The 16,684-nt window shown below is 72.5% G+C and carries 20 protein-coding genes; 10 read left to right on the top strand and 10 right to left on the bottom strand.

The window, feature by feature from the left end; all coding sequences use genetic code 11:
• Window positions 1-2 precede the first annotated feature (2 nt).
• The 3 genes from O7613_RS04750 to O7613_RS04740 all read left to right on the top strand — a co-directional run bounded on the left by O7613_RS04750 (window position 3) and on the right by O7613_RS04740 (window position 1,422).
• Window positions 3-230 carry a hypothetical protein gene (locus O7613_RS04750; protein WP_281584015.1) on the top strand — a complete coding sequence of 76 codons (228 nt, stop codon included), beginning with the start codon at window positions 3-5 and terminating at the stop codon, window positions 228-230.
• A 74-nt stretch (window positions 231-304) separates the two neighbouring features.
• Window positions 305-985: an HAD family hydrolase gene (locus O7613_RS04745; RefSeq protein ID WP_282292347.1), complete on the top strand. Its 681-nt coding sequence runs from the start codon at window positions 305-307 to the stop codon at window positions 983-985.
• Complete coding sequence (locus O7613_RS04740) at window positions 982-1,422, top strand: VOC family protein (protein WP_281584017.1); 441 nt, start codon at window positions 982-984, stop codon at window positions 1,420-1,422. The genes O7613_RS04745 and O7613_RS04740 overlap by 4 nt, the downstream gene beginning before the upstream one ends.
• Window positions 1,423-1,433: 11 nt before the next feature.
• On the opposite strand, the gene O7613_RS04735 is transcribed toward O7613_RS04740, so the two are convergent.
• Window positions 1,434-2,378, bottom strand: a complete 945-nt coding sequence (locus tag O7613_RS04735; protein ID WP_282292345.1) for an FAD-dependent oxidoreductase — start codon at window positions 2,376-2,378, stop codon at window positions 1,434-1,436.
• Between the two features lie 111 nt (window positions 2,379-2,489).
• Between O7613_RS04735 and O7613_RS04730 the strand changes: the two genes are divergently transcribed.
• The gene (locus tag O7613_RS04730) at window positions 2,490-3,434 is read left to right on the top strand and encodes a LysR substrate-binding domain-containing protein (protein ID WP_282292343.1); all 945 of its coding nucleotides are present in this window, start codon (window positions 2,490-2,492) and stop codon (window positions 3,432-3,434) included.
• On the opposite strand, the gene O7613_RS04725 is transcribed toward O7613_RS04730, so the two are convergent.
• Together O7613_RS04725 and O7613_RS04720 are read right to left on the bottom strand one after the other, a co-directional pair.
• The gene (locus tag O7613_RS04725; RefSeq protein WP_281584020.1) at window positions 3,406-4,020 is read right to left on the bottom strand and encodes a dihydrofolate reductase family protein; all 615 of its coding nucleotides are present in this window, start codon (window positions 4,018-4,020) and stop codon (window positions 3,406-3,408) included. The genes O7613_RS04730 and O7613_RS04725 overlap by 29 nt on opposite strands.
• 87 nt (window positions 4,021-4,107) lie before the next feature.
• Window positions 4,108-4,419, bottom strand: coding sequence for a DUF664 domain-containing protein (locus O7613_RS04720; RefSeq protein ID WP_282292340.1), 312 nt, complete (start codon window positions 4,417-4,419; stop codon window positions 4,108-4,110).
• Window positions 4,420-4,632: 213 nt separating this feature from the next.
• On the opposite strand from O7613_RS04720, the gene O7613_RS04715 reads away from it, so the two are divergent.
• Window positions 4,633-5,058 (top strand): hypothetical protein, encoded by a 426-nt coding sequence (locus tag O7613_RS04715; protein ID WP_281584021.1) that lies wholly within the window; start codon window positions 4,633-4,635, stop codon window positions 5,056-5,058.
• A 15-nt stretch (window positions 5,059-5,073) separates the two neighbouring features.
• Here O7613_RS04715 and O7613_RS04710 read toward each other — a convergent pair whose 3' ends face one another.
• Window positions 5,074-5,823: a hypothetical protein gene (locus tag O7613_RS04710; RefSeq protein WP_282292338.1), complete on the bottom strand. Its 750-nt coding sequence runs from the start codon at window positions 5,821-5,823 to the stop codon at window positions 5,074-5,076.
• A gap of 117 nt (window positions 5,824-5,940) precedes the next feature.
• Here O7613_RS04710 and O7613_RS04705 point away from each other — a divergent pair, with 117 nt between their 5' ends.
• Genes O7613_RS04705 through O7613_RS04695 form a run of 3 tightly spaced genes read left to right on the top strand, consistent with a single transcriptional unit; the run spans window position 5,941 to window position 7,059 of the window.
• On the top strand, window positions 5,941-6,264 hold the full coding sequence (locus O7613_RS04705) for a metalloregulator ArsR/SmtB family transcription factor (RefSeq protein ID WP_281584023.1): 324 nt from the start codon (window positions 5,941-5,943) through the stop codon (window positions 6,262-6,264).
• A complete protein-coding gene (locus O7613_RS04700; protein ID WP_282292336.1) occupies window positions 6,261-6,725 on the top strand; it encodes an SRPBCC domain-containing protein in 465 nt (154 codons plus the stop codon). The genes O7613_RS04705 and O7613_RS04700 overlap by 4 nt, the downstream gene beginning before the upstream one ends.
• A complete protein-coding gene (locus O7613_RS04695) occupies window positions 6,709-7,059 on the top strand; it encodes a nuclear transport factor 2 family protein (protein ID WP_282292334.1) in 351 nt (116 codons plus the stop codon). The genes O7613_RS04700 and O7613_RS04695 overlap by 17 nt, the downstream gene beginning before the upstream one ends.
• 11 nt (window positions 7,060-7,070) lie before the next feature.
• Here the strand turns inward: O7613_RS04695 and O7613_RS04690 are convergent, their stop codons facing one another.
• The 5 genes from O7613_RS04690 to O7613_RS04670 form a co-directional block, all read right to left on the bottom strand.
• The gene (locus O7613_RS04690; protein WP_282292332.1) at window positions 7,071-7,349 is read right to left on the bottom strand and encodes a hypothetical protein; all 279 of its coding nucleotides are present in this window, start codon (window positions 7,347-7,349) and stop codon (window positions 7,071-7,073) included.
• Window positions 7,350-7,462: 113 nt separating this feature from the next.
• Window positions 7,463-8,347, bottom strand: coding sequence for a sulfotransferase domain-containing protein (locus O7613_RS04685; protein ID WP_282292330.1), 885 nt, complete (start codon window positions 8,345-8,347; stop codon window positions 7,463-7,465).
• Between the two features lie 184 nt (window positions 8,348-8,531).
• Window positions 8,532-9,011: a cupin domain-containing protein gene (locus O7613_RS04680; RefSeq protein WP_282292329.1), complete on the bottom strand. Its 480-nt coding sequence runs from the start codon at window positions 9,009-9,011 to the stop codon at window positions 8,532-8,534.
• A gap of 71 nt (window positions 9,012-9,082) precedes the next feature.
• A complete protein-coding gene (locus O7613_RS04675; RefSeq protein WP_282292327.1) occupies window positions 9,083-11,854 on the bottom strand; it encodes a hypothetical protein in 2,772 nt (923 codons plus the stop codon).
• Window positions 11,855-12,025: 171 nt separating this feature from the next.
• The gene (locus O7613_RS04670; RefSeq protein ID WP_282294478.1) at window positions 12,026-12,733 is read right to left on the bottom strand and encodes a TetR/AcrR family transcriptional regulator C-terminal domain-containing protein; all 708 of its coding nucleotides are present in this window, start codon (window positions 12,731-12,733) and stop codon (window positions 12,026-12,028) included.
• A gap of 101 nt (window positions 12,734-12,834) precedes the next feature.
• Between O7613_RS04670 and O7613_RS04665 the strand changes: the two genes are divergently transcribed.
• Window positions 12,835-13,818 carry an NAD(P)-dependent alcohol dehydrogenase gene (locus O7613_RS04665; RefSeq protein WP_282292325.1) on the top strand — a complete coding sequence of 328 codons (984 nt, stop codon included), beginning with the start codon at window positions 12,835-12,837 and terminating at the stop codon, window positions 13,816-13,818.
• Window positions 13,819-13,914: 96 nt separating this feature from the next.
• On the opposite strand, the gene O7613_RS04660 is transcribed toward O7613_RS04665, so the two are convergent.
• Window positions 13,915-15,270 carry a hypothetical protein gene (locus tag O7613_RS04660; RefSeq protein WP_282292323.1) on the bottom strand — a complete coding sequence of 452 codons (1,356 nt, stop codon included), beginning with the start codon at window positions 15,268-15,270 and terminating at the stop codon, window positions 13,915-13,917.
• Window positions 15,271-15,586: 316 nt separating this feature from the next.
• Here O7613_RS04660 and O7613_RS04655 point away from each other — a divergent pair, with 316 nt between their 5' ends.
• Window positions 15,587-16,633, top strand: coding sequence for a LacI family DNA-binding transcriptional regulator (locus O7613_RS04655; RefSeq protein WP_282292321.1), 1,047 nt, complete (start codon window positions 15,587-15,589; stop codon window positions 16,631-16,633).
• Window positions 16,634-16,684 lie beyond the last annotated feature (51 nt).

Below are 16,684 nucleotides of genomic sequence, written 5' to 3'. Positions count from 1 at the left end.
AGATGACCGACCCCAGGTACGCACCGATCGGGCTGGCCGCCGCTGGGCAACTGGGCGATGACGACAGCGAGACCGGCGGTGGTGAGGTCGTCGGTGCGGACGACGCGGCGGCCGACGCCGCGCGGGCCGGCGCCGACGTGGACCTGTCCGGAGCCACCCGGGACAGCGACGGCACCCCGGTGGGTGCCGCCGACGCCGAGGCCGACCGCGAGCGCGCCGCCGGCGCATGAGGTGACGAGCCGCCCCGCCCCCGGACCGCCGGGGGCGGGGCGGTGCCACAGGTCGGTTTGACGGGGGTGACCAGATGATCGAGGCGGTCTTCTTCGACGTCGGGGGGACGGTCCTCGACGAGACGCGGGAGTTCGCGGACTGGGCGGACTGGCTCGGCGTGCCCCGGCACACGTTCTCCGCCGTGTTCGGCGCGGTGATCGCCCGGGGGCAGGACTGGCAGGAGGCGTTCCGCACCTTCCGGCCCGACTTCGACCTCGCCACCGAGGTGGCACGCCGTGTCGCGGCCGGTCGGCCGGAGTCGTTCGGCGCGGACGACCTCTACCCCGACGCGCGACCGTGCCTTGCCGCCCTCCGGGAGCAGGGCCTGCTCGTGGGCCTGGCCGGCAACCAGCCGGCGCACGCCGAGGCGAGCCTGCGCGCCCTCGACCTGCCGGTGGACGTGATCGGCACGTCGCACGGCTGGGGCGTGGCGAAGCCGGCACCGGCGTTTTTCGCGCGGGTCGTCCACGCGGCCGGCGGTGACCCGTCGTCCATCCTGTACGTCGGTGACCGGCCGGACAACGACGCGCACGCCGCCATGGCGGCGGGTATGCGGGCCTGCCTGATCCGACGCGGTCCGTGGGGGCACATCCTCGACCTGCCGGACGTGGCGCAGCGGTGCCTGTTCCGGATCGGGTCGCTCGACGAACTCCCCGCCCTGGTGGCGGAACACAACGCCGGCTGTCGGTCCGCCGCACTACCCTCGCGGTCGTGACGATTCAACGCATGGACAACGTCGGCATCGTGGTCGACGATCTGGACGCCGCGGTCGCCTTCTTCACCGCGCTCGGCATGGAGCTGGAAGGCCGGATGTCGATCGACGAACCGTGGGCCGGCAAGGTCGTCGGGCTCGACGACATGCGGAGCGAGATCGCGATGATGCGGATCCCGGACGCGCCGGGCCGGCTCGAACTGGCGACGTACCACTCCCCGAAGGCGATCGTCCCCGAGCCGGCCGTCACCCCGTCGAACACGGTGGGCCTGCACCGCGTCATGTTCGCCGTCGACGACATCGAGGCCACGCTCGCCCGCCTCCGCCCGCACGGCGCCGAACTCGTGGGCGAGGTGATGCGCTTCGAGGACAGCTTCCTGCTCTGCTATCTCCGCGGCCCGAGCGGCATCATCCTCGCCCTGGCCGAGCAACTGAACTGACGGCGAGGACGCTAGACAGCCAGGGCCAGGTCCGCCACCTCGGCGGCGCAGCCCCAGGACAGCGTCACCCCCGCCCCACCGTGCCCGTAGGCGTGCACCAGGCGCCCGCCCGCGGGATCCGCCTCGACCCGGGGGCCGCCGTGCCGGACCGGCCGCAACCCGATCCGCTCCCCCAGCACCGGCGCGCCCGCCAACCGCGGCACCAGGGCGACGCACCGCCGGTGGATCGCCGCCGCCGTCTCCGGGTCGGGTCGGGTGTGGCCGACGCCGGGCTGGTAGGTGCCGCCGAGGACCACGTCGTGCCGGCGCGGGTGCACGTACGTGACGCCGGCCGGGTGGTCCTCGTCGCGTACCGAGACGGTCAGGCCGGGATTCGCCACCAGCACGATGTGCCCGCGCGCCGGGTGGACGGCCGGGTCGGCGGCGAGTCGGCCGGCGGCCAGGCCGGTCGCGTTGACGACGGTCGGCGCGACCTCGTACGCCTCGGCGAGCGTGCCCAGGGCGCGGCGGACGATCCGGCCGCCGGCGGCCTCGACCTGCCGGTGCAGCCAGGTCAGGTAGCGGGTCATCTCCACCGTCGGAGCGGTGAACCGCAGCAGCGCCGTGTGGGGCGCGTCGGCCGGCTCCGCCACCAGGTCGCCGCAGGCGTCGGCCCACCACGGCGGCCCGGTGTACGGGCGGCGCAGCCACATCCGGGTGGGCCGGTCCACCACCCCCGGCACGCCGTCTGCCGCCTGGCGGCGCAGTTCCGCGTGCGTGTCCCGGGCCCAGCGCAGCACCCGAGGGTCCTCCTCGGTGTGGCTCGGATACCACACCGCGGCGGCCACCGTGGACACGATCTCCGCCGGGTCGTCGGCGGTCAGCACGGTGACCCGCGCGCCACGCCGCTGGAGGGTGACCGCCGCCGTCAGCCCGATCACTCCCCCGCCGACCACCACCACGTCCGCTGCCGCCATCGTCCGCTCCCTCGCTCGTACCCTCGGTGTTCTTCCGATGGTGGGTGCCGGCGGCGCTGCCGTCCAAGACGGATCGGACCGGCGGCGATAAGCGGCGCTTATGATGGTGGCATGGTCGACGCCACGGGTGCCTGGTCGGACCTGCGCCGGCTGCGCTCCTTCGTGGTGCTCGCCGAGGAGCTGCACTTCACCCGCGCCGCGGCCCGGCTGCGCATCGCCCAGCCCGCGCTCAGCCAGCAGATCCGGGCGTTGGAACGCCAGCTCGGCGCGCCGCTGGTGCACCGCACCAGCCGGGGCTGCACGTTGACCGAGGTCGGCGCGCGGGTTGCCGGCGAGGCGGCGCGGCTGATCGCCGACGTGGACGCCACCACCGCCCGCATCCTCGACCTGGCACGCGGTCGGGGCGGCCGGTTGCGGCTGGCGTACACCCGATCGGCGCGCGGCGGCCGGGTCGACGCGCTGATCGACCGGTTCCGGGCCGCCCACCCGGGCGTCGAGCTGGTCTCCGAGACGGCCTGGACGGCCCCGAACGTGGCCGGCCTGCTCGCCGGCCGGCTGGACGCGGCGTTCGTCCGACCGCCGGTGCACGAGCGGGCGTTGGCCTGCCGCACGGTCGACACCGAGGAACTGCTGCTGGCGCTGCCGGCCGGCCATCCGCTCGCCGCCGGCCGCCGCCGGATCACCCGGGCCGAGGTGGTCGACCTGCCGGCGGTGATGTGGCCACGGGAGAACGGGCCGGGCATGTTCGACCGGACGATCGCCCAGGTGTGGCCGGGTGGCGGCTTCCGGCTGGTCCGGCACGAGCCGGACGACGAGCAGTTGCTGCGCGCGGTGGCGCGCGGCGACGTGGTCGCGGCCGTGCCGGCCGGCCGGGCCCGGGCGTTGCGGCTGCCCGGCGTACGGCTGCGCCGGTTCACCGCCCCGACGCCCACCGTGGATGTCGGCCTGGCCTGGCCGGTCGACAGCACCAACCCGGCGGTGCGGGCGCTGCTCGCCCTGCTCGACCGGACGGACCGGCGACCGACGGTCAGTTCCCCGCCGGCACCTGCTCCTTGACCTCGTCGTAGCCGACCGGGCCGGGAGCCTCGGCCGGCGTGTAGATCACCCGGAGCACGCCGGTCGGGTACGCCTCGGTCGCGGCCACCCGCAGGTGGTACGGCGCGTCGCCCTCGTCGAACAGCTTGCGCCCCTTGCGCGCCGCCACCGGGTGCACCAGCAACCGCAGTTCGTCGACAAGCCCGGCGGCGAGCAACTGCTGCACCACGGAGATGGACCCGGGGATGAGGATGCCCTTGACGTCGGGGTCGGCCTTGAGCGCGGCGACCGCCTCCGCCAGTTCGCCCTGGATCAGCTCGGAGTTGCGCCAGGAGAACTCCAGCGGCTGCCGCGAGACGACCACCTTGCGCATGTCGCCGAGCTGCTTGGCGAACGGCGCGTCCTCCCCACCGGCGGCCTCCCGGTCGGGCCACGCGCCGGCGAAGCTGTCGTAGGTGGGACGGGCGATGAGCAGGACGTCTGCGGTCTCGTAGTCCTCGGTGACGGCCCGGCCCATGTTGTCGTCGAAGTAGGGGAAGTGCCAGTCCGGGTCGATCTCGGCGACGCCGTCGGCCGAGATGAACAGCGTGGAGATGACCTTCGCCATGTGCGGTGCTCCTTCACGTCAGGGTGATGTCGACGGGTAGACCGCCGCAGCATGCCAAACTCATCGGCCCGGGAGCGGGTTACCGGCTCAGATCGTGAAGTCCGGCGGCGCGCCCTCGCCCACTCGCCCGTCGACCGCCTCGCGGAGGAGGTCGGCGTGCCCGGTGTGGCGCGCGTACTCCTCGATCATGTCCGGGAGCATGGCCCGGACCGTCGGGGTGCGGCCGTCGGGCCAGGTGAAGGCGGCCGGACCGGCGAGCCCTCGCTCCTCGACCACCGCCGTGACAAGCGTGCGCGACCGCTCGACCGCGGCGCGCCACAGCGCGTGCGCCTCGCCCGGGGCGTCGAGCACCGACAGCAACGTCTCCGCCTCGGTGAGGACGGCCGACACTCCACTCATCACCGGATCGTAGGCCGCCCGTGCCGCTCCCGGCTGTCCCTCCGCGCGCCCCGGGTTGTGAGAAGGGGCCCCTTCTATACCGGAGGCGTTAAGCGGGGGCCCCGCCTTGCACCTGAGGTGATCAGGAATCGAGAAGCGGGCGTACCGTCGCAGGTCATAGCGTTCCTCCTGAGCGGGCGGCACCACGCCGGCCGACGACGAGGGGGAACCGAGATGTCCGACGGATTCAGCGCCGAGGAGCGCGCCGCCATGAAGGAGCGCGCCGCCGAGCTTCGCGCCGAGGGGAAGAAGGGCGCGAAGAAGGCCGACGAGTTGCAGACCCTGCTGGACCGGATCGCGCAGATGGCGCCGGCCGACCGGGAACTGGCCGAGCGCGTGCACGTGACGATCACCGCCACCGCGCCCGAGCTGTCGCCGAAGACCTGGTACGGCATGCCCGCGTACGCGAACGCGGCCGGCAAGATCGTGGTCTTCTTCCAGGACTCGGGGAAGTTCAACTACCGCTACTCGACGGTGGGCTTCCAGGAATCGGCGAACCTCGACGACGGCGACATGTGGCCGGCGTCGTACGCGTTGCTGAGGTGGAGCCCCGAGGTGGAGAAGAAACTCGTGGAGCTGGTGCGGGCGGCGGTTTCCTGACGGGCGGCACGGCCCCTATGTCTGCCAGGACTTGAGGCCGCGGACCGCGGCGTCGGCGAAGTCGTCGGCGAAGTCAGGGTTGTTGCTGCTCGCCTCCCAGCCCTGGTCGTGCACCACCGTCACGCCGTCCGCCACCCGCACCACCGCGATCTGGCTGGTCGCGGTGCCCTCACGTGGGCTGCCGTCGATGTTGGTCGCGGGCCGGGTCAACGTCACGAGCAGACCCTCGTCGCCGGTGTCGGCGAGTGGCCGCGACCGGACGGTGACGGTGTTGCCGGCGTCCGGGAAGGACCGGCAGGATTCCACCGCCTCGCGGACCCGGCGCAGGTAGTCCGCGGCGTCGGTGCCCGCGAAGGCGAACACGGTCTGGTTGAGCGTGCCGAAGGGGACGTTCTCCGGCGGGTCCTCGGGTGTCTTGTAGGTGCTCATCATGGCGGCGGCAGCGGTCGACCGGCCGCCGGTGGCGAACTCCTCGGCGCACAGCTTCGGCAGGGCGTCGGCGACCTGCATCGACCGTGGGGTGCTCTTGCGCAGCTCGGGCGGCAGGTCGACGAAGGCGGACTTCGGGATCGTCACGGCCGTATCGGTCCCGCCGGTCGTGGGTGATGCCGACGGCGTGGCGTCGGGCGTCGGCACCGACGCCGGGGCCGTGCTGGCCCCCTGTCCCTGGTCACCCCCGCCGGCGGTGCACGCGCCGGCCAGCAGCGCGGTGGCGAGCAGCGGCAGGCCCAGCAGCCGCCGGTGACGTCGATCAGGTCCGTTCACGTCAACCTCCGTCCGATGGCCCCTGCCCGGGCACCTGCCCGCTGCCGGCCAGACCGAAACACCATGGATATGAAAACACAGCTTTGCACAAATGCATGTTTGTTCTAACATGGCGGCGTGTCCGATCTCGATCTCGCGTTCGCCGCCCTCGGCGACCCGGTCCGCCGCGCCCTGGTGACCCGCCTCGCCCGCGGCGACGCCACGGTGGGCGAGCTGGCCGCGCCGTTCGACCTGACCCCACAGGCGATCTCCCACCACGTGGGGGTGCTGCGCCGCTGTGGGCTGGTCGAGCAGCGGCGCGAGGGCACCCGGCGCCCCTGCCGGCTCCGTGCCGACCAGCTCGCGCTGCTCGGCACGTGGATCGACGAGCAACGCCGGGCCTGGCACGACCGGCTCGACGCGCTCGACCGCCACCTCGCCGCCGAGGAGGGCACCCGGTGACCGCCCGAGCCGAGCTGCACGGCGACGAGCTGATCGCCCGGCGCCACCTGTCCGCCGCACCGGACCGGGTCTGGGCCGCCTTCACCACGCCGGCGAGCATCGCGGCGTTCTGGGGTGGCTCGCACGCCCGGGTGCCCGCCGGGTCGGTGACCGTCGACGCCCGACCCGGCGGTGAGTTCGCGCTCGACACCCGGGCGCCGGACGGCGCGACCCGCCGGCTGCGGTTCGTCTACGTACGCCTCGACCCGCCCCGCGAACTCGTGTTCGACGAACCGGTCACCGGCCTACGCACCACCGTGACGCTCCGACCCGCCGACGACGGTACGGACCTCACCGTCCACCAGCGACGGCTCCCGCCGGAGCTCCGCAGCACCCGGGCGGTCGACGGGCTCGCCGCGATCCTCGACGCCCTCGCCGCCCACCTGTCCGAGAACGGAGATCCCCATGACCACTCAGCGTGACCTCGTTGACGAATACTTCGCCGGCTTCCGGACCAGCGACCACCCGCGCATCCTGGCCACCCTCACCGACGACGTCGAATGGGTGATCCACGGCCACCGCACCATCCGGGGGCGCACCGAGTTCGACGGCGAGATCGAGAATCCGGCGTTCACCGGCAGCCCGCAGCTCGACGTGGAGCGGGTGATCGAGGACGGCCCGGTGGTCGTGGTCACCGGCGAGGGCCGAGGGACAAGCGTGGCGCACGGCCCGTTCCGGTTCGCCTTCAACGACCTGTTCACGTTCCGCGACGGGCTCATCGCCCGCGTCGACTCGTACGTCGTGCCGCTGCCCTGACCCGATCCGCGTCAGTGACAGACCGTGAGCAGACCGAGCGCGAGACAGCAGGAACCGGTCGACGCCAGCAGCACGGCGGCCACCGCCCGCAGCGCGACCTCCGCCGGCCGCCGGTCCCGCCACGCCACCGGCAGCGCCTGCTCCACAAGCACCGCCACCAACCAGCCGAGGAGCAGCAACAGGAAGAGGCCGTCCAGGCGGTCGTCGCCGAAGGCGCTCGCGTTCCCGCTTCCCCCGTAGTTGGGGCAATCCCGCTGGTCCACGACCGGGCGGAGGACGAGCAGCGCCACCGCGATGACGACCGCGCCGCCACCAAGCGCCCAGAAACCGCCGAACCGGACCGGCCGTCGCGGTGGAACGTCAGAGGTCTCTCCGTACTCATGTGGAACCCGTGGCGGTCCGCTCACCGGCCGATATCGCCGGCCGAATCGTCGCGGGAGGGGTAACCCAGCACCTCGGCGAGGTCGCCCGCCGCCGCCGTGTACGCCGCGTAGATCTCGTCGTCGAAGTGGTTGCGCCAGTCGCCGGCCGCGCCCTTGCGGTAGTGCGAGATGCGGCCCGGCGTCTCCTTGTCCTTCTTCATCTTCGTGAAGCTGTAGCGGGCGAGGAGCGTCTCCAGCTCGGCCGGGGGCAGCGTGATGCCGCAGTGGCGCAGCAACCGGTCCACCTCGTCGGCCTGCCGCTCGCCGGTCAGGTCCTCGTAGCGGAACAGCCGGAACGTCTCGGCGGGCCGGGCCTGCGCCCACGACCGCATCTGCCCGAACTGCTTCTTGTCGCGGAGCCGGTCGATGACGTAGAGCATCCCGTCCTTCTTCGGCAGCTCCTGCAACGCCTCGCGTGCCTGCGGGATGTCGCCCATCGGGGCGTGCGAGTTCCGCAGCGAGAAGTAACTCGACACCACCACGTCGCGGGGGTCGCGGATCACGAAGAACGCGCGGTACGTGCCCGCCTTCGGGACGGCCTCGAAGCGTTTGTGGGAGAGGAAGATCGCCAGGCCGGTGCGCCCGGCCGGGACCGGCGCGGTCGCTCCGCCGGGATAGAAGCGGGGGTCGTAGGGCAGCAGCCCGCAGCGGCGGTAGACGGCCGGGTCGCTGAACAACGCCTTGATCCACTGACTGCCGGTCTTGCGGACGGTGCAGTGGAAGATGTTGTCGAATTCGCTCCGGGCGACCACCGGAACGGTCAGCCGCATTCGCGCGTTGCGCGCTTCCATCTGCGCTCGCCGGGCCGCGACGCGCAGCGAGTTCGGCGAATTGTGCTTGGCGAATTCGACGGCGCGATTGATCATTTCTCCAGACCCTGTCCGCACCCTGGTGAGCAGGGCGCACCGACGCTTTCGCGCATCTCGGACAGCCACGTCGGCAGGCTCCGGCCACTCGCCCCCCGGCCCCGATGCGCCGCCAAAATATCCCCGACGACCCCTTTGATGTCAATCCGGGAAAACCTGGGAGCTTGCTGAAAGCACGCCGTCGTCACACCCAGTAGGTGTCGTGCGTCAGGAAGAACTCGGTCCGCTCCTCCTCGCTCATCTCCGCCACCCGGTGTATCCCCTCGAAGTAGCCCTCCCGGGGTGCGCCCGGCGCGAAGTGCAACAGCATCGACGCGGGCTCACCGGACTCGTTGCGGAACCCGTGGACCCCGCCCTCGGGCACGTGGACGAAGTCACCCGGGCCGCAGTCGATCCAGCTCCGCCCGTCGTAGATGCGGATCGTGCCGCTGAGCACGAAGAACGACTCCGAGATGCTGCGGTGGAAGTGCGGGGCCGGGCCGCTCGGCGTCGCGCCCATGTCCAACCGGTAGAGCCCGAACTGGCCGTTCGTGCTGGCGCCGGTGGCCAGGTAGTGCGCCCCGCCGCCGCTGGCGTGGCGCAGCTCGGGCGCGGTGTCGGCCGGGCGGTAGGTGGCGCTGGTCTCGCCGGTGGATCCGCGGTAGCGCGGCGGTGGGTAGGTCATCTGCTCTCCGTCCCCGATCGGCGGATCCCCGGAATGGGAACGCCTCAGGATATCCACCGGCCCGACCGGGCTCACGGCTCGATCTGCTCCTCGTCCGGGACGACGGTCTCGACGTCCAGGTCCGCGTCGTCGAGGACCTCGATGACCCACTGCCACCGCCGCGCGTGGCGCATGCAGAACTCGGCGTACGCCGTGGCGAGGTCGTGGTCCGCCACGTCCAGCACCCGCAGCACGCGGTCCTCGTCGTCCGCTTCCCCTTCGAAGGCGCCCGCCATCGCGTGGCCCAGCTGGTCGAGGCACGCGTTGACCCTCGACACCGAGGAATGCACCCGGTCCTCGACCATGTTTGCCAGGTACGGTTCGTCGTCGTCGATCCTGCTGACCTGTGGCAGGTCGAGGTCGTCGTAGCGCGGCACCGCCGGCGGGAAGTGGAGTTCGGCGGTGCGCACGAGCCGGACCGCTTCGGTGACGAGCCGACCGAACTTGGCCCGATCTTCCCAGTGCAGCCCGTGGTCGCGACCGATCCGCTCGACGACCTGCCAGGTCTGTCGGTCCAGCCGCACCCACCGGAGGACGTCGTGCAGGAAGGATGGCCGCTGGCCGGGCTGCAACCGCCGCTTGTGCCACTCCCGTTCCAGCAGGCGGGCGCCCTCGCACAACAACTGCTTGACGTACGAGGCGACCCGCACCTTCGTGACGTCCATGGGACGCAGCGACACCGGTTGCAGGGACTGGTAGATGTCCTGCTCGAAGAAGCGGAACACCGCGTGGTGGCGCAGCCAGGCCAGGTCCGAGTCGCTGCTGAGGATCCAGGTCCGCAGCCGGGACGCAGTGCCGTACCGGGTGTCGGACTGGGTGACGACACGGCCGGCGCGCCCGCTCTCCGTGCTCTGCAGCGCGGCGCGCAGGTTGTCGACGGCCAGGTGGGTCAGGAGTTCCACCTCGCCCCTCGGGTTGGCCCGGGGCAGCCCGCACCTCCGTTCGTCCGGGTCCCGGTCGGGCAGCTTGCGGGGATACCCGGCCAGGGCGAAGGCCGCCACGCACGCCGCCGTGTAGTAGTCGAGGTGGTTCATCGGCCCGAACCAGTTCCATCGGCGCTGCACCCACCAGATGCGCTGCTCCAGCGCCCGGGGATCGGCCGGCCACCCGATCACTAGGGCCTGTCGCGCCTTCACCCGGTGGTGGCGGTGCCACCAGGTCGGTAGGCATTCCGCGTCCCGCACGTCGAACTCGACGCGCTCCAGCGGGGCGTCAGCACCGGGGCGCTCGCCCGACATGGCGGTTCCCGCGGCGCCACGCCGGTCGTCGTTCAACGCGCTCATCAGGCGCAGCGGCGCCCAGAGGTCGCGCATCGCGCGCAGCAGCCGGCGGCCGATCTCGCGGTCCACGGCCGGCACGAGCCGGGCCAGGGCGGCGTCGTCGTGCAGGCGGTGGAACTCCTGCCAGGCCGCGAGCGCCAACAGGGTACGGGCGGAGGACTCCTTGGTGAGCAGGACGCGCACGTGGTCCTTCGCCTGTTCCTCGGTGGCGAGGGTGGTGCGGTTCGCCACGGCTGGCCAGTAGCGGTCGGCGAGGGCGGCGCAGAGCCGCTGCCGGACCTGGTCGTGCACCCGGTGCCGCTCGGTCCGCCGGTCGTCGGACGGTTCGTCGGCGAACCACTCCCCCACCAACCGCTCGGTGTAGCCGAGCGCGCGGGCGTACTGGTAGCGCAGTCGGATCCACTCCGGGTGGCGACGGAGCAGGCGCAGGGTGGACCAGGTGAACCGCCAGGGACGCACGAGGCGGTAACGCCTCCGGCTCCAGAGCGCACCCGTGTAGCGACCTTCCAACTCGACCACGGCGAGAGCCGCCTCGTAGGTGTGCAGGGCGTCGAGGAAGAGCCCGAGGTCCTCCTGCACGCTCGCCACCATCATCCTGATGTTGATGTTGAACGGGTCCAGGCGCAGTGCCTCCCGGTACCACCAGAGCGCGTCGTCGAGCTTCTGGTCGTCGTGGCGCTTCTTCGCCTCGTTGTAGCACTCGAACAGCTCGGCGGGCATGTCACGGCCGTACCACTTGCGCCACGGCGGGTTCTTCGCCAGCCGGGTGGCCGGCAGGATCTTGGCCATGGTCCAGTAGGCCGCTCGGCAGGTGGCGTCCTCCCAGCTCCGCCCCCACATGGTCGTCGTCGTGCTCTGGGCGCGGCCCAGCAGCGACGTGACCGTGACCGACAGCCCGTACTGCGGCTCCTGCGTCCGCTTCTGCAGCGTCGCGGTGACGAAGTATCCGTTCCGTGGCCACAGGGCCGCCACCACGCGCGTGATGACCTGCATCGGGGACGAGGTGTCGCCCTGCTTGGACAGCGCGTCCATGAAGCCCTGCGGCGCCGGGTCGGAGGGGCCGGCGTACGGCGGGTAGATGTCGGTGTCCGCCAACTGCCGGCAGAACCGGCTGCGCAGGTAGGTGGCGCACCCCTCCTTCTCCTCGGTCCCGTTCTCGAACTTCCGGATGTCGATCGGCCCGGGACGGTCGGCGAAGCTCGCCTGCCGCCAGGACCGCCACGCCACGTAGGTGAGCAGGCCGAGGCCGAGCAGGCCCAGTTGCCGCCACCGCAGCGGGCCGGCGGCGAAGAACATGATGCGGGCGCCCGCCAACACTCCCCGCACCCCGTCGGTGAGGGCCGGCCACACCTGGTGGGGCGCCCACCGGGGCACCTTGACGACGCCGTCCCCGGCCAGATAGAGGCAGACCAGCAGCGCCGTGCTGAACAGCAGGGCGAGCGTCAGCGCCGATCTCGGGTGCGGCGTCGGGAGCGAGGCGGGCGCGGCCCGGGACCGCCGCCCGGTCCGGCGCGGGGCCCGCACGTCCCACGCGTCAGGGCGAGGGACGTGGCACCGACGGTGCTCCCCGACACCCCACATCCGCCGCCCCCGCGCCTCTGACCTGCCCTTCAGCCTAGGCAGGAGGGTCTCGGACACGAGCCGGGAATGCGAAATCGCCTCCGGCCGTCCGCCCGGTTCAGCGGGCGCCCGCCGTCAGGGCGCGGACCTCCAGCCCTGGCGGTGCAGCCGGTCGACGCCGTCCAGCAGCAGGTCCAGCGCGAATTCGAACTCGAACTGGTCGTCGCAGCCCGGCCCGACCACCGACGCGTCGTCGTGGGACGCCGCGCCGGCGATTTCGGCGAGGTGCGGGAACCGGGCGGCGGCCTCCGGCGGGAAGCCGGCCGCCGGGTCGGGTTCGGCCGGGCCGGAGCGGCCGGCGCGGCGGGTGGCGTCGAACAACTCCTGGCTGAAGCCGAGGATCCGGCTGCCCATCGCGTGCATCACGTGGTGGGCCAGGTCGGTGGAGAACCCACCGGCCCGGAACGCGCCGACCATCGAGTCGAGATAGCCGAGGACACCGGGCGTCGGCGTGTTCCGCGACTCGATCGCGAGCGCCGCCCAGGGGTGGCGGAGCAGCATCTGCCGCGCCGAGAGGATGCGTCCGCGGACCGTCTGCTTCCAGTCGGCGTCGGGCTCCGGCGGGTCGATCTCGCCGACCACCGCGTCGATCATGCCGTCGAGCAGTTCGTCCTTGTTCGCCACGTGCTTGTAGAGCGCCATCGGCACGACGCCCAGGTGCTGCGCGAGGTTGCGCATGCTGAGGGATTCGATCCCGCCCGCGTCGGCGAGCGCGACGGCGGTACACAGGACGCGCTCCCTGCTCAGGGGCGTGCGGCGGAGCGCCTCGGCCTGCTCGACCATGTCGTCCTCGTCTTCCGGGGTCAGTGTTTGCACCCTAACTCCCTTGACAGGTGTACGGCGTACACCCATGATAGGCGTACGCCGTACACCTGGGAGGAACCATGAAGGCGATCGTGCAGGACCGATACGGCCCGCCGGAGACGCTGACGCTCGCGGACGTCCCCACGCCGAGACCCAACCCCGACGAGGTGCTCATCCGGGTCGAGGCCGCCTCGCTCAACGCGTACGACTGGCACGCCATGCGGGGCGACCCGCGGATGGCGCGGTTGGCGCTGGGGCGGGTCCGGCCGCGGGCGCGCATCCGCGGCCGGGACGTCGCCGGCCGGGTCGAGGACGTCGGCGCCGACGTGCAGGGCATCCGGCCGGGCGACGCCGTCTTCGCCGACCTCGGCGACGCCAACGGCGCGTTCGCCGAGTACGTGTGCGTACCCGAAGCCCTGGTCGCGCCGCGGCCGGCGAACCTGACGCCGCAGCAGGCGGCGGCCCTGCCGCTGGCCGGCGTCACCGCGCTCGTCGGGCTGCGCGACGCCGGGCGGGTCGAGCCCGGCCACCGCGTCCTCGTCAACGGCGCCTCCGGCGGCGTCGGCACCCTCGCGGTCCAACTGGCCAAGGCGCTCGGCGCGACCGTGACCGGCGTGTGCAGCACCCGCAACGTCGACCTGGTCCGTTCACTCGGCGCCGACCACGTCGTCGACTACACCCGCGACGACTTCACCCGGGCCGCCGGCCGCCACGACGTCGTGTTCGACCTGGTGGGCAACCGCTCGCTCACCGCGCTGCGGCGGGCGTCCACCCCGACCGGAACGCTCGTGCTCTCCGGCGGCGGCGTCTACCGGGGTGGCAGCCTCGTCGGGCCGGTCTGGTTGATGGCCCGTGGGCGGCTGCTCGCGCCGCTGGTCCGGCAGCGCGTCGTCGTCCTGTCCACCACGCCCGGCCGGGACCACCTCGACACGCTGCGCGCCCACGCCGAGGCCGGGCACCTCACCCCGGTCATCGACCGCGCCTATCCCCTGGACGAGGTGCCCGAAGCCATCCGATACCTGGAGGGTGAGCACGCCCGGGCGAAGGTCGTCATCACCCTCTGACGGATCTCTGAGGTCGGCGGCGGGACGGGGACGACTGCGGGGCAGTGCACCGCACCGCCCCGCAGCGCGCGGCCGAGAGCCGCGCCGGAGCACCCGTCAGCCGCCGCGCCGGTCGTGCGGGACGGTGACGGTGACGGTGCAGCCCGCCGGCCGGCCGATCTCGTCGTGACCGGCGTAGGTCAGGCGGTACACCCGGTCGCCGCCGTTGCCGGCGCGTTCCGCCCGCAGCTTGCCCCGCGTGTCGGCGGTGCCGGTGGTGAAGCCGCTGACATCGGTGGCGTCCCCGCCGGTCACGCCGGTGAGGGTGAACGCGTGCGGGCCGAGCACCCCGTCGCGCAGGTCCACGCGGACGGTAACGTCGACGAGCTTGTGGTTCGGCGGCCACAGCACCGGCCGGTCCACCACGCAGTCCAGCGGCCGTACCGGCAGGGGTGCGGCAAGGGTGGCGGTGGCGTGCCCGATCGTCGCGGTGAGCCGGCCGCCGGCCTCGTAGTACATGTGCGCGGTACGGCCGTCGAAGTAGAACGTGGGAGCGGCCGACCGGCCGAGGTCGGGCGCGGCGGCCATCGAGTCGTGCACGACGCCGAGGTGGACCTCCTGGTCGAAGTTCGCGCCCACGTCGACCGCGTGCATGTTGCCGTCGGCCGCGTGGTAGATCACCAGGTTGCGGTCGTTCCAGCGGAGGAAGAACGGCCCCGAGGCGTTCGGCCCCTCGTCGCCCTGCGGGGTGACGATCGGGTCGGGCTGGATGGTCCAGGTCCGCGCGTCGTTCGAGACGGCCCAGCGGATCCGGCGGGACACCGGCCCGGTGGGGCCGGGCGCGCCGCCGGTGGGGTTGTCCATGAAGACCATCAGGTACCGCGTGCCGAGCCGGGCCACGGACTGTTCGAACACCCGGGCGTACGAGGTCTCGCCGCCGGTGCTCGCGTCCCGGCTGACGGCGGTGCCGCCGTAGCTGAAGTGGATGCCGTCGTCGGAGGTCGCGTACCGGGTGATCGAGTTCTCGCCGTGGTAGTAGAGGAACAGCTTGCGCTCGCCCTCGATCCACACGGCGTGCGGGGAGGAGACGTGGCTGACCGTGCTGTAGTGCGGCAGCCAGGTGTTGGCGACGAGCGGGTTCGCGTCGTACTCGGTCCACGGCCCGTCGATCGAGTCGGCGTACGCGAGCGCGATGCCGCCGGGGCGCTCGTGCGGCGCGTAGTAGAGGTAGTAGGCGCCGAGCGGGTTCGGGAAGTAGTCGGCCGCGCGGATGACGCTGGGGAAGATGAACTCGCCCGTCGGGTTGTAGGCGAGGTCGTCCTTGTCGAAGGCGGTGCCCGCGTAGGTGAACGCCGGGAAGCCGAGTCCGGGATCGGCGGCGGCCGGCACGGCGCCGGCCGCGGTGACCGCGAGCAGGGCGACGCCGGCGGTGGCGACGGCGCGTCGGGGTGACGGTACGGATGGTCTGGGCATGCGTCTTCTTCCTGTGCTGTCGGGTGGCACCGAGGGACAGGGGTAACTCTCGGTAGAGGTACAGGCGTCATCGACCGTCGGGGCCGAAGCGCCGCCGGGGTGCTAATACGTATTAGCATCTATGTTTCTCAAATGTTGCGCGCCGACCGCCGCCACTGTCAAGAGGGCCACCCCGACGAGCCGCTAATGCGCATTACTTCAGGGAGTTCACTCGCCGGAAATCTTCATCTACCCCTTGACAGCGCTCCGGGTCAGCGGTCACGCTCCATCCCAACGCCGAGCGCTAATACGCATTAGCCGCCCCGGAAGGACCGACGTGACCGCTCCCCCCAAGCGCGTGACCCAGCGTGACATCGCGCGGATGGCAGGTGTCAGCCAGGCGACCGTGTCGCTGGTGCTGAACAACCGGACCGACGCCGACGTGCGCATCGCCCCGGAGACCCGGGACCGGGTGCTGCGGGTCATCGCCGAGACCGGCTACGCCGCCGACCCGGCCGCCCGCCGCCTCGCCTCGCGGTTCAACCGGATCATCGGCGTGTTCACCTACGAGCCCGCCTTCCCCAGCGGCAGCCGGGACTTCTTCCACCCGTTCCTGCTCGGCATCGAGGAGTACGCCGAACGGGTCGGCTGCGACCTGCTGCTGTTCACCAGCGCGCCGGTGGTGGACGGCCGGCGACGCATCTTCCACCAGGACAACCGGCTCCGGCTCGCCGACGGCTGCCTCCTGCTCGGCCGCGAGATCGACGGCGCGGAGCTGGACCGGCTCAACCGCGACGGGTTCCCCTACGTCGCCGTCGGACGCCGCGACGACGCCAGCGGTCCGGTGCCCTACGTCGGCGCCGACTACGCCACGGCGGTGGCCCGCCTCGTCGAGCGGGCGTTGCGCGACGGTCACCGGCGCCTGACGTACGTGGGCATGGGCATGACCGCCGAGTCCTCGCAGGACCGGCGGCGCGGCTTCGACGCCGCGGCGACCGGCGCGGAGCACGCCCGGCAGGTCGTCGCGGCGGCCGGCGAGGCCGACGCCGCCGTCGACGAGCTGCGGGCCGACGGCAGCACGGTCGCCTTCGTGGAGGACTTCGCCACGGCCGTCGCGCTGGAGTCGGCCGCCCGCCGGCGCGGGCTGGCCGTGCCCGGCGACCTGTCGATCGTGACACTCGGCGACCCGACGTCCCCGGTGCCCACCGACATCGCGTTCACCGGCTTCCACATCCCGCGCGAGGAGATGGGCCGGCAGGCCGTCGAGGTGCTCACCGGCGTCATCGACGGCAGCGCGGCCGGGCCGCAGCAGCGCCTGCTCCCCTGCGAACTCGTCGAGGGCGACACCCTCGGCGCACCCGAACCGGCGGTCGGCCGGCACTGAGCTGTCGGACGGCACTGAGCGGTCGACCGCACCGAGCGGTCGACCGGGCAA

The organism is Micromonospora sp. WMMD975 (assembly GCF_029581215.1).
GTDB lineage: Bacteria > Actinomycetota > Actinomycetes > Mycobacteriales > Micromonosporaceae > Micromonospora.
Note: the sequence above shows the minus strand (reverse complement) of the source record. Positions and strands in the feature narration are given on the sequence as shown.

Bases quoted from the DNA above. Each gene is read 5' to 3' on its own strand.
- O7613_RS04680 (WP_282292329.1), bottom strand. From the start codon at position 9,011: ATGACCTACCCACCGCCGCGCTACCGCGGATCCACCGGCGAGACCAGC.
- O7613_RS04735 (WP_282292345.1), bottom strand. From the start codon at position 2,378: ATGGCGGCAGCGGACGTGGTGGTGGTCGGCGGGGGAGTGATCGGGCTG.
- O7613_RS04685 (WP_282292330.1), bottom strand. From the start codon at position 8,347: ATGATCAATCGCGCCGTCGAATTCGCCAAGCACAATTCGCCGAACTCG.
- O7613_RS04750 (WP_281584015.1), top strand. From the start codon at position 3: ATGACCGACCCCAGGTACGCACCGATCGGGCTGGCCGCCGCTGGGCAA.
- O7613_RS04715 (WP_281584021.1), top strand. From the start codon at position 4,633: ATGTCCGACGGATTCAGCGCCGAGGAGCGCGCCGCCATGAAGGAGCGC.
- O7613_RS04695 (WP_282292334.1), top strand. From the start codon at position 6,709: ATGACCACTCAGCGTGACCTCGTTGACGAATACTTCGCCGGCTTCCGG.
- O7613_RS04730 (WP_282292343.1), top strand. From the start codon at position 2,490: ATGGTCGACGCCACGGGTGCCTGGTCGGACCTGCGCCGGCTGCGCTCC.
- O7613_RS04720 (WP_282292340.1), bottom strand. From the start codon at position 4,419: ATGAGTGGAGTGTCGGCCGTCCTCACCGAGGCGGAGACGTTGCTGTCG.
- O7613_RS04660 (WP_282292323.1), bottom strand. From the start codon at position 15,270: ATGCCCAGACCATCCGTACCGTCACCCCGACGCGCCGTCGCCACCGCC.
- O7613_RS04725 (WP_281584020.1), bottom strand. From the start codon at position 4,020: ATGGCGAAGGTCATCTCCACGCTGTTCATCTCGGCCGACGGCGTCGCC.
- O7613_RS04745 (WP_282292347.1), top strand. From the start codon at position 305: ATGATCGAGGCGGTCTTCTTCGACGTCGGGGGGACGGTCCTCGACGAG.
- O7613_RS04670 (WP_282294478.1), bottom strand. From the start codon at position 12,733: ATGGTCGAGCAGGCCGAGGCGCTCCGCCGCACGCCCCTGAGCAGGGAG.
- O7613_RS04665 (WP_282292325.1), top strand. From the start codon at position 12,835: ATGAAGGCGATCGTGCAGGACCGATACGGCCCGCCGGAGACGCTGACG.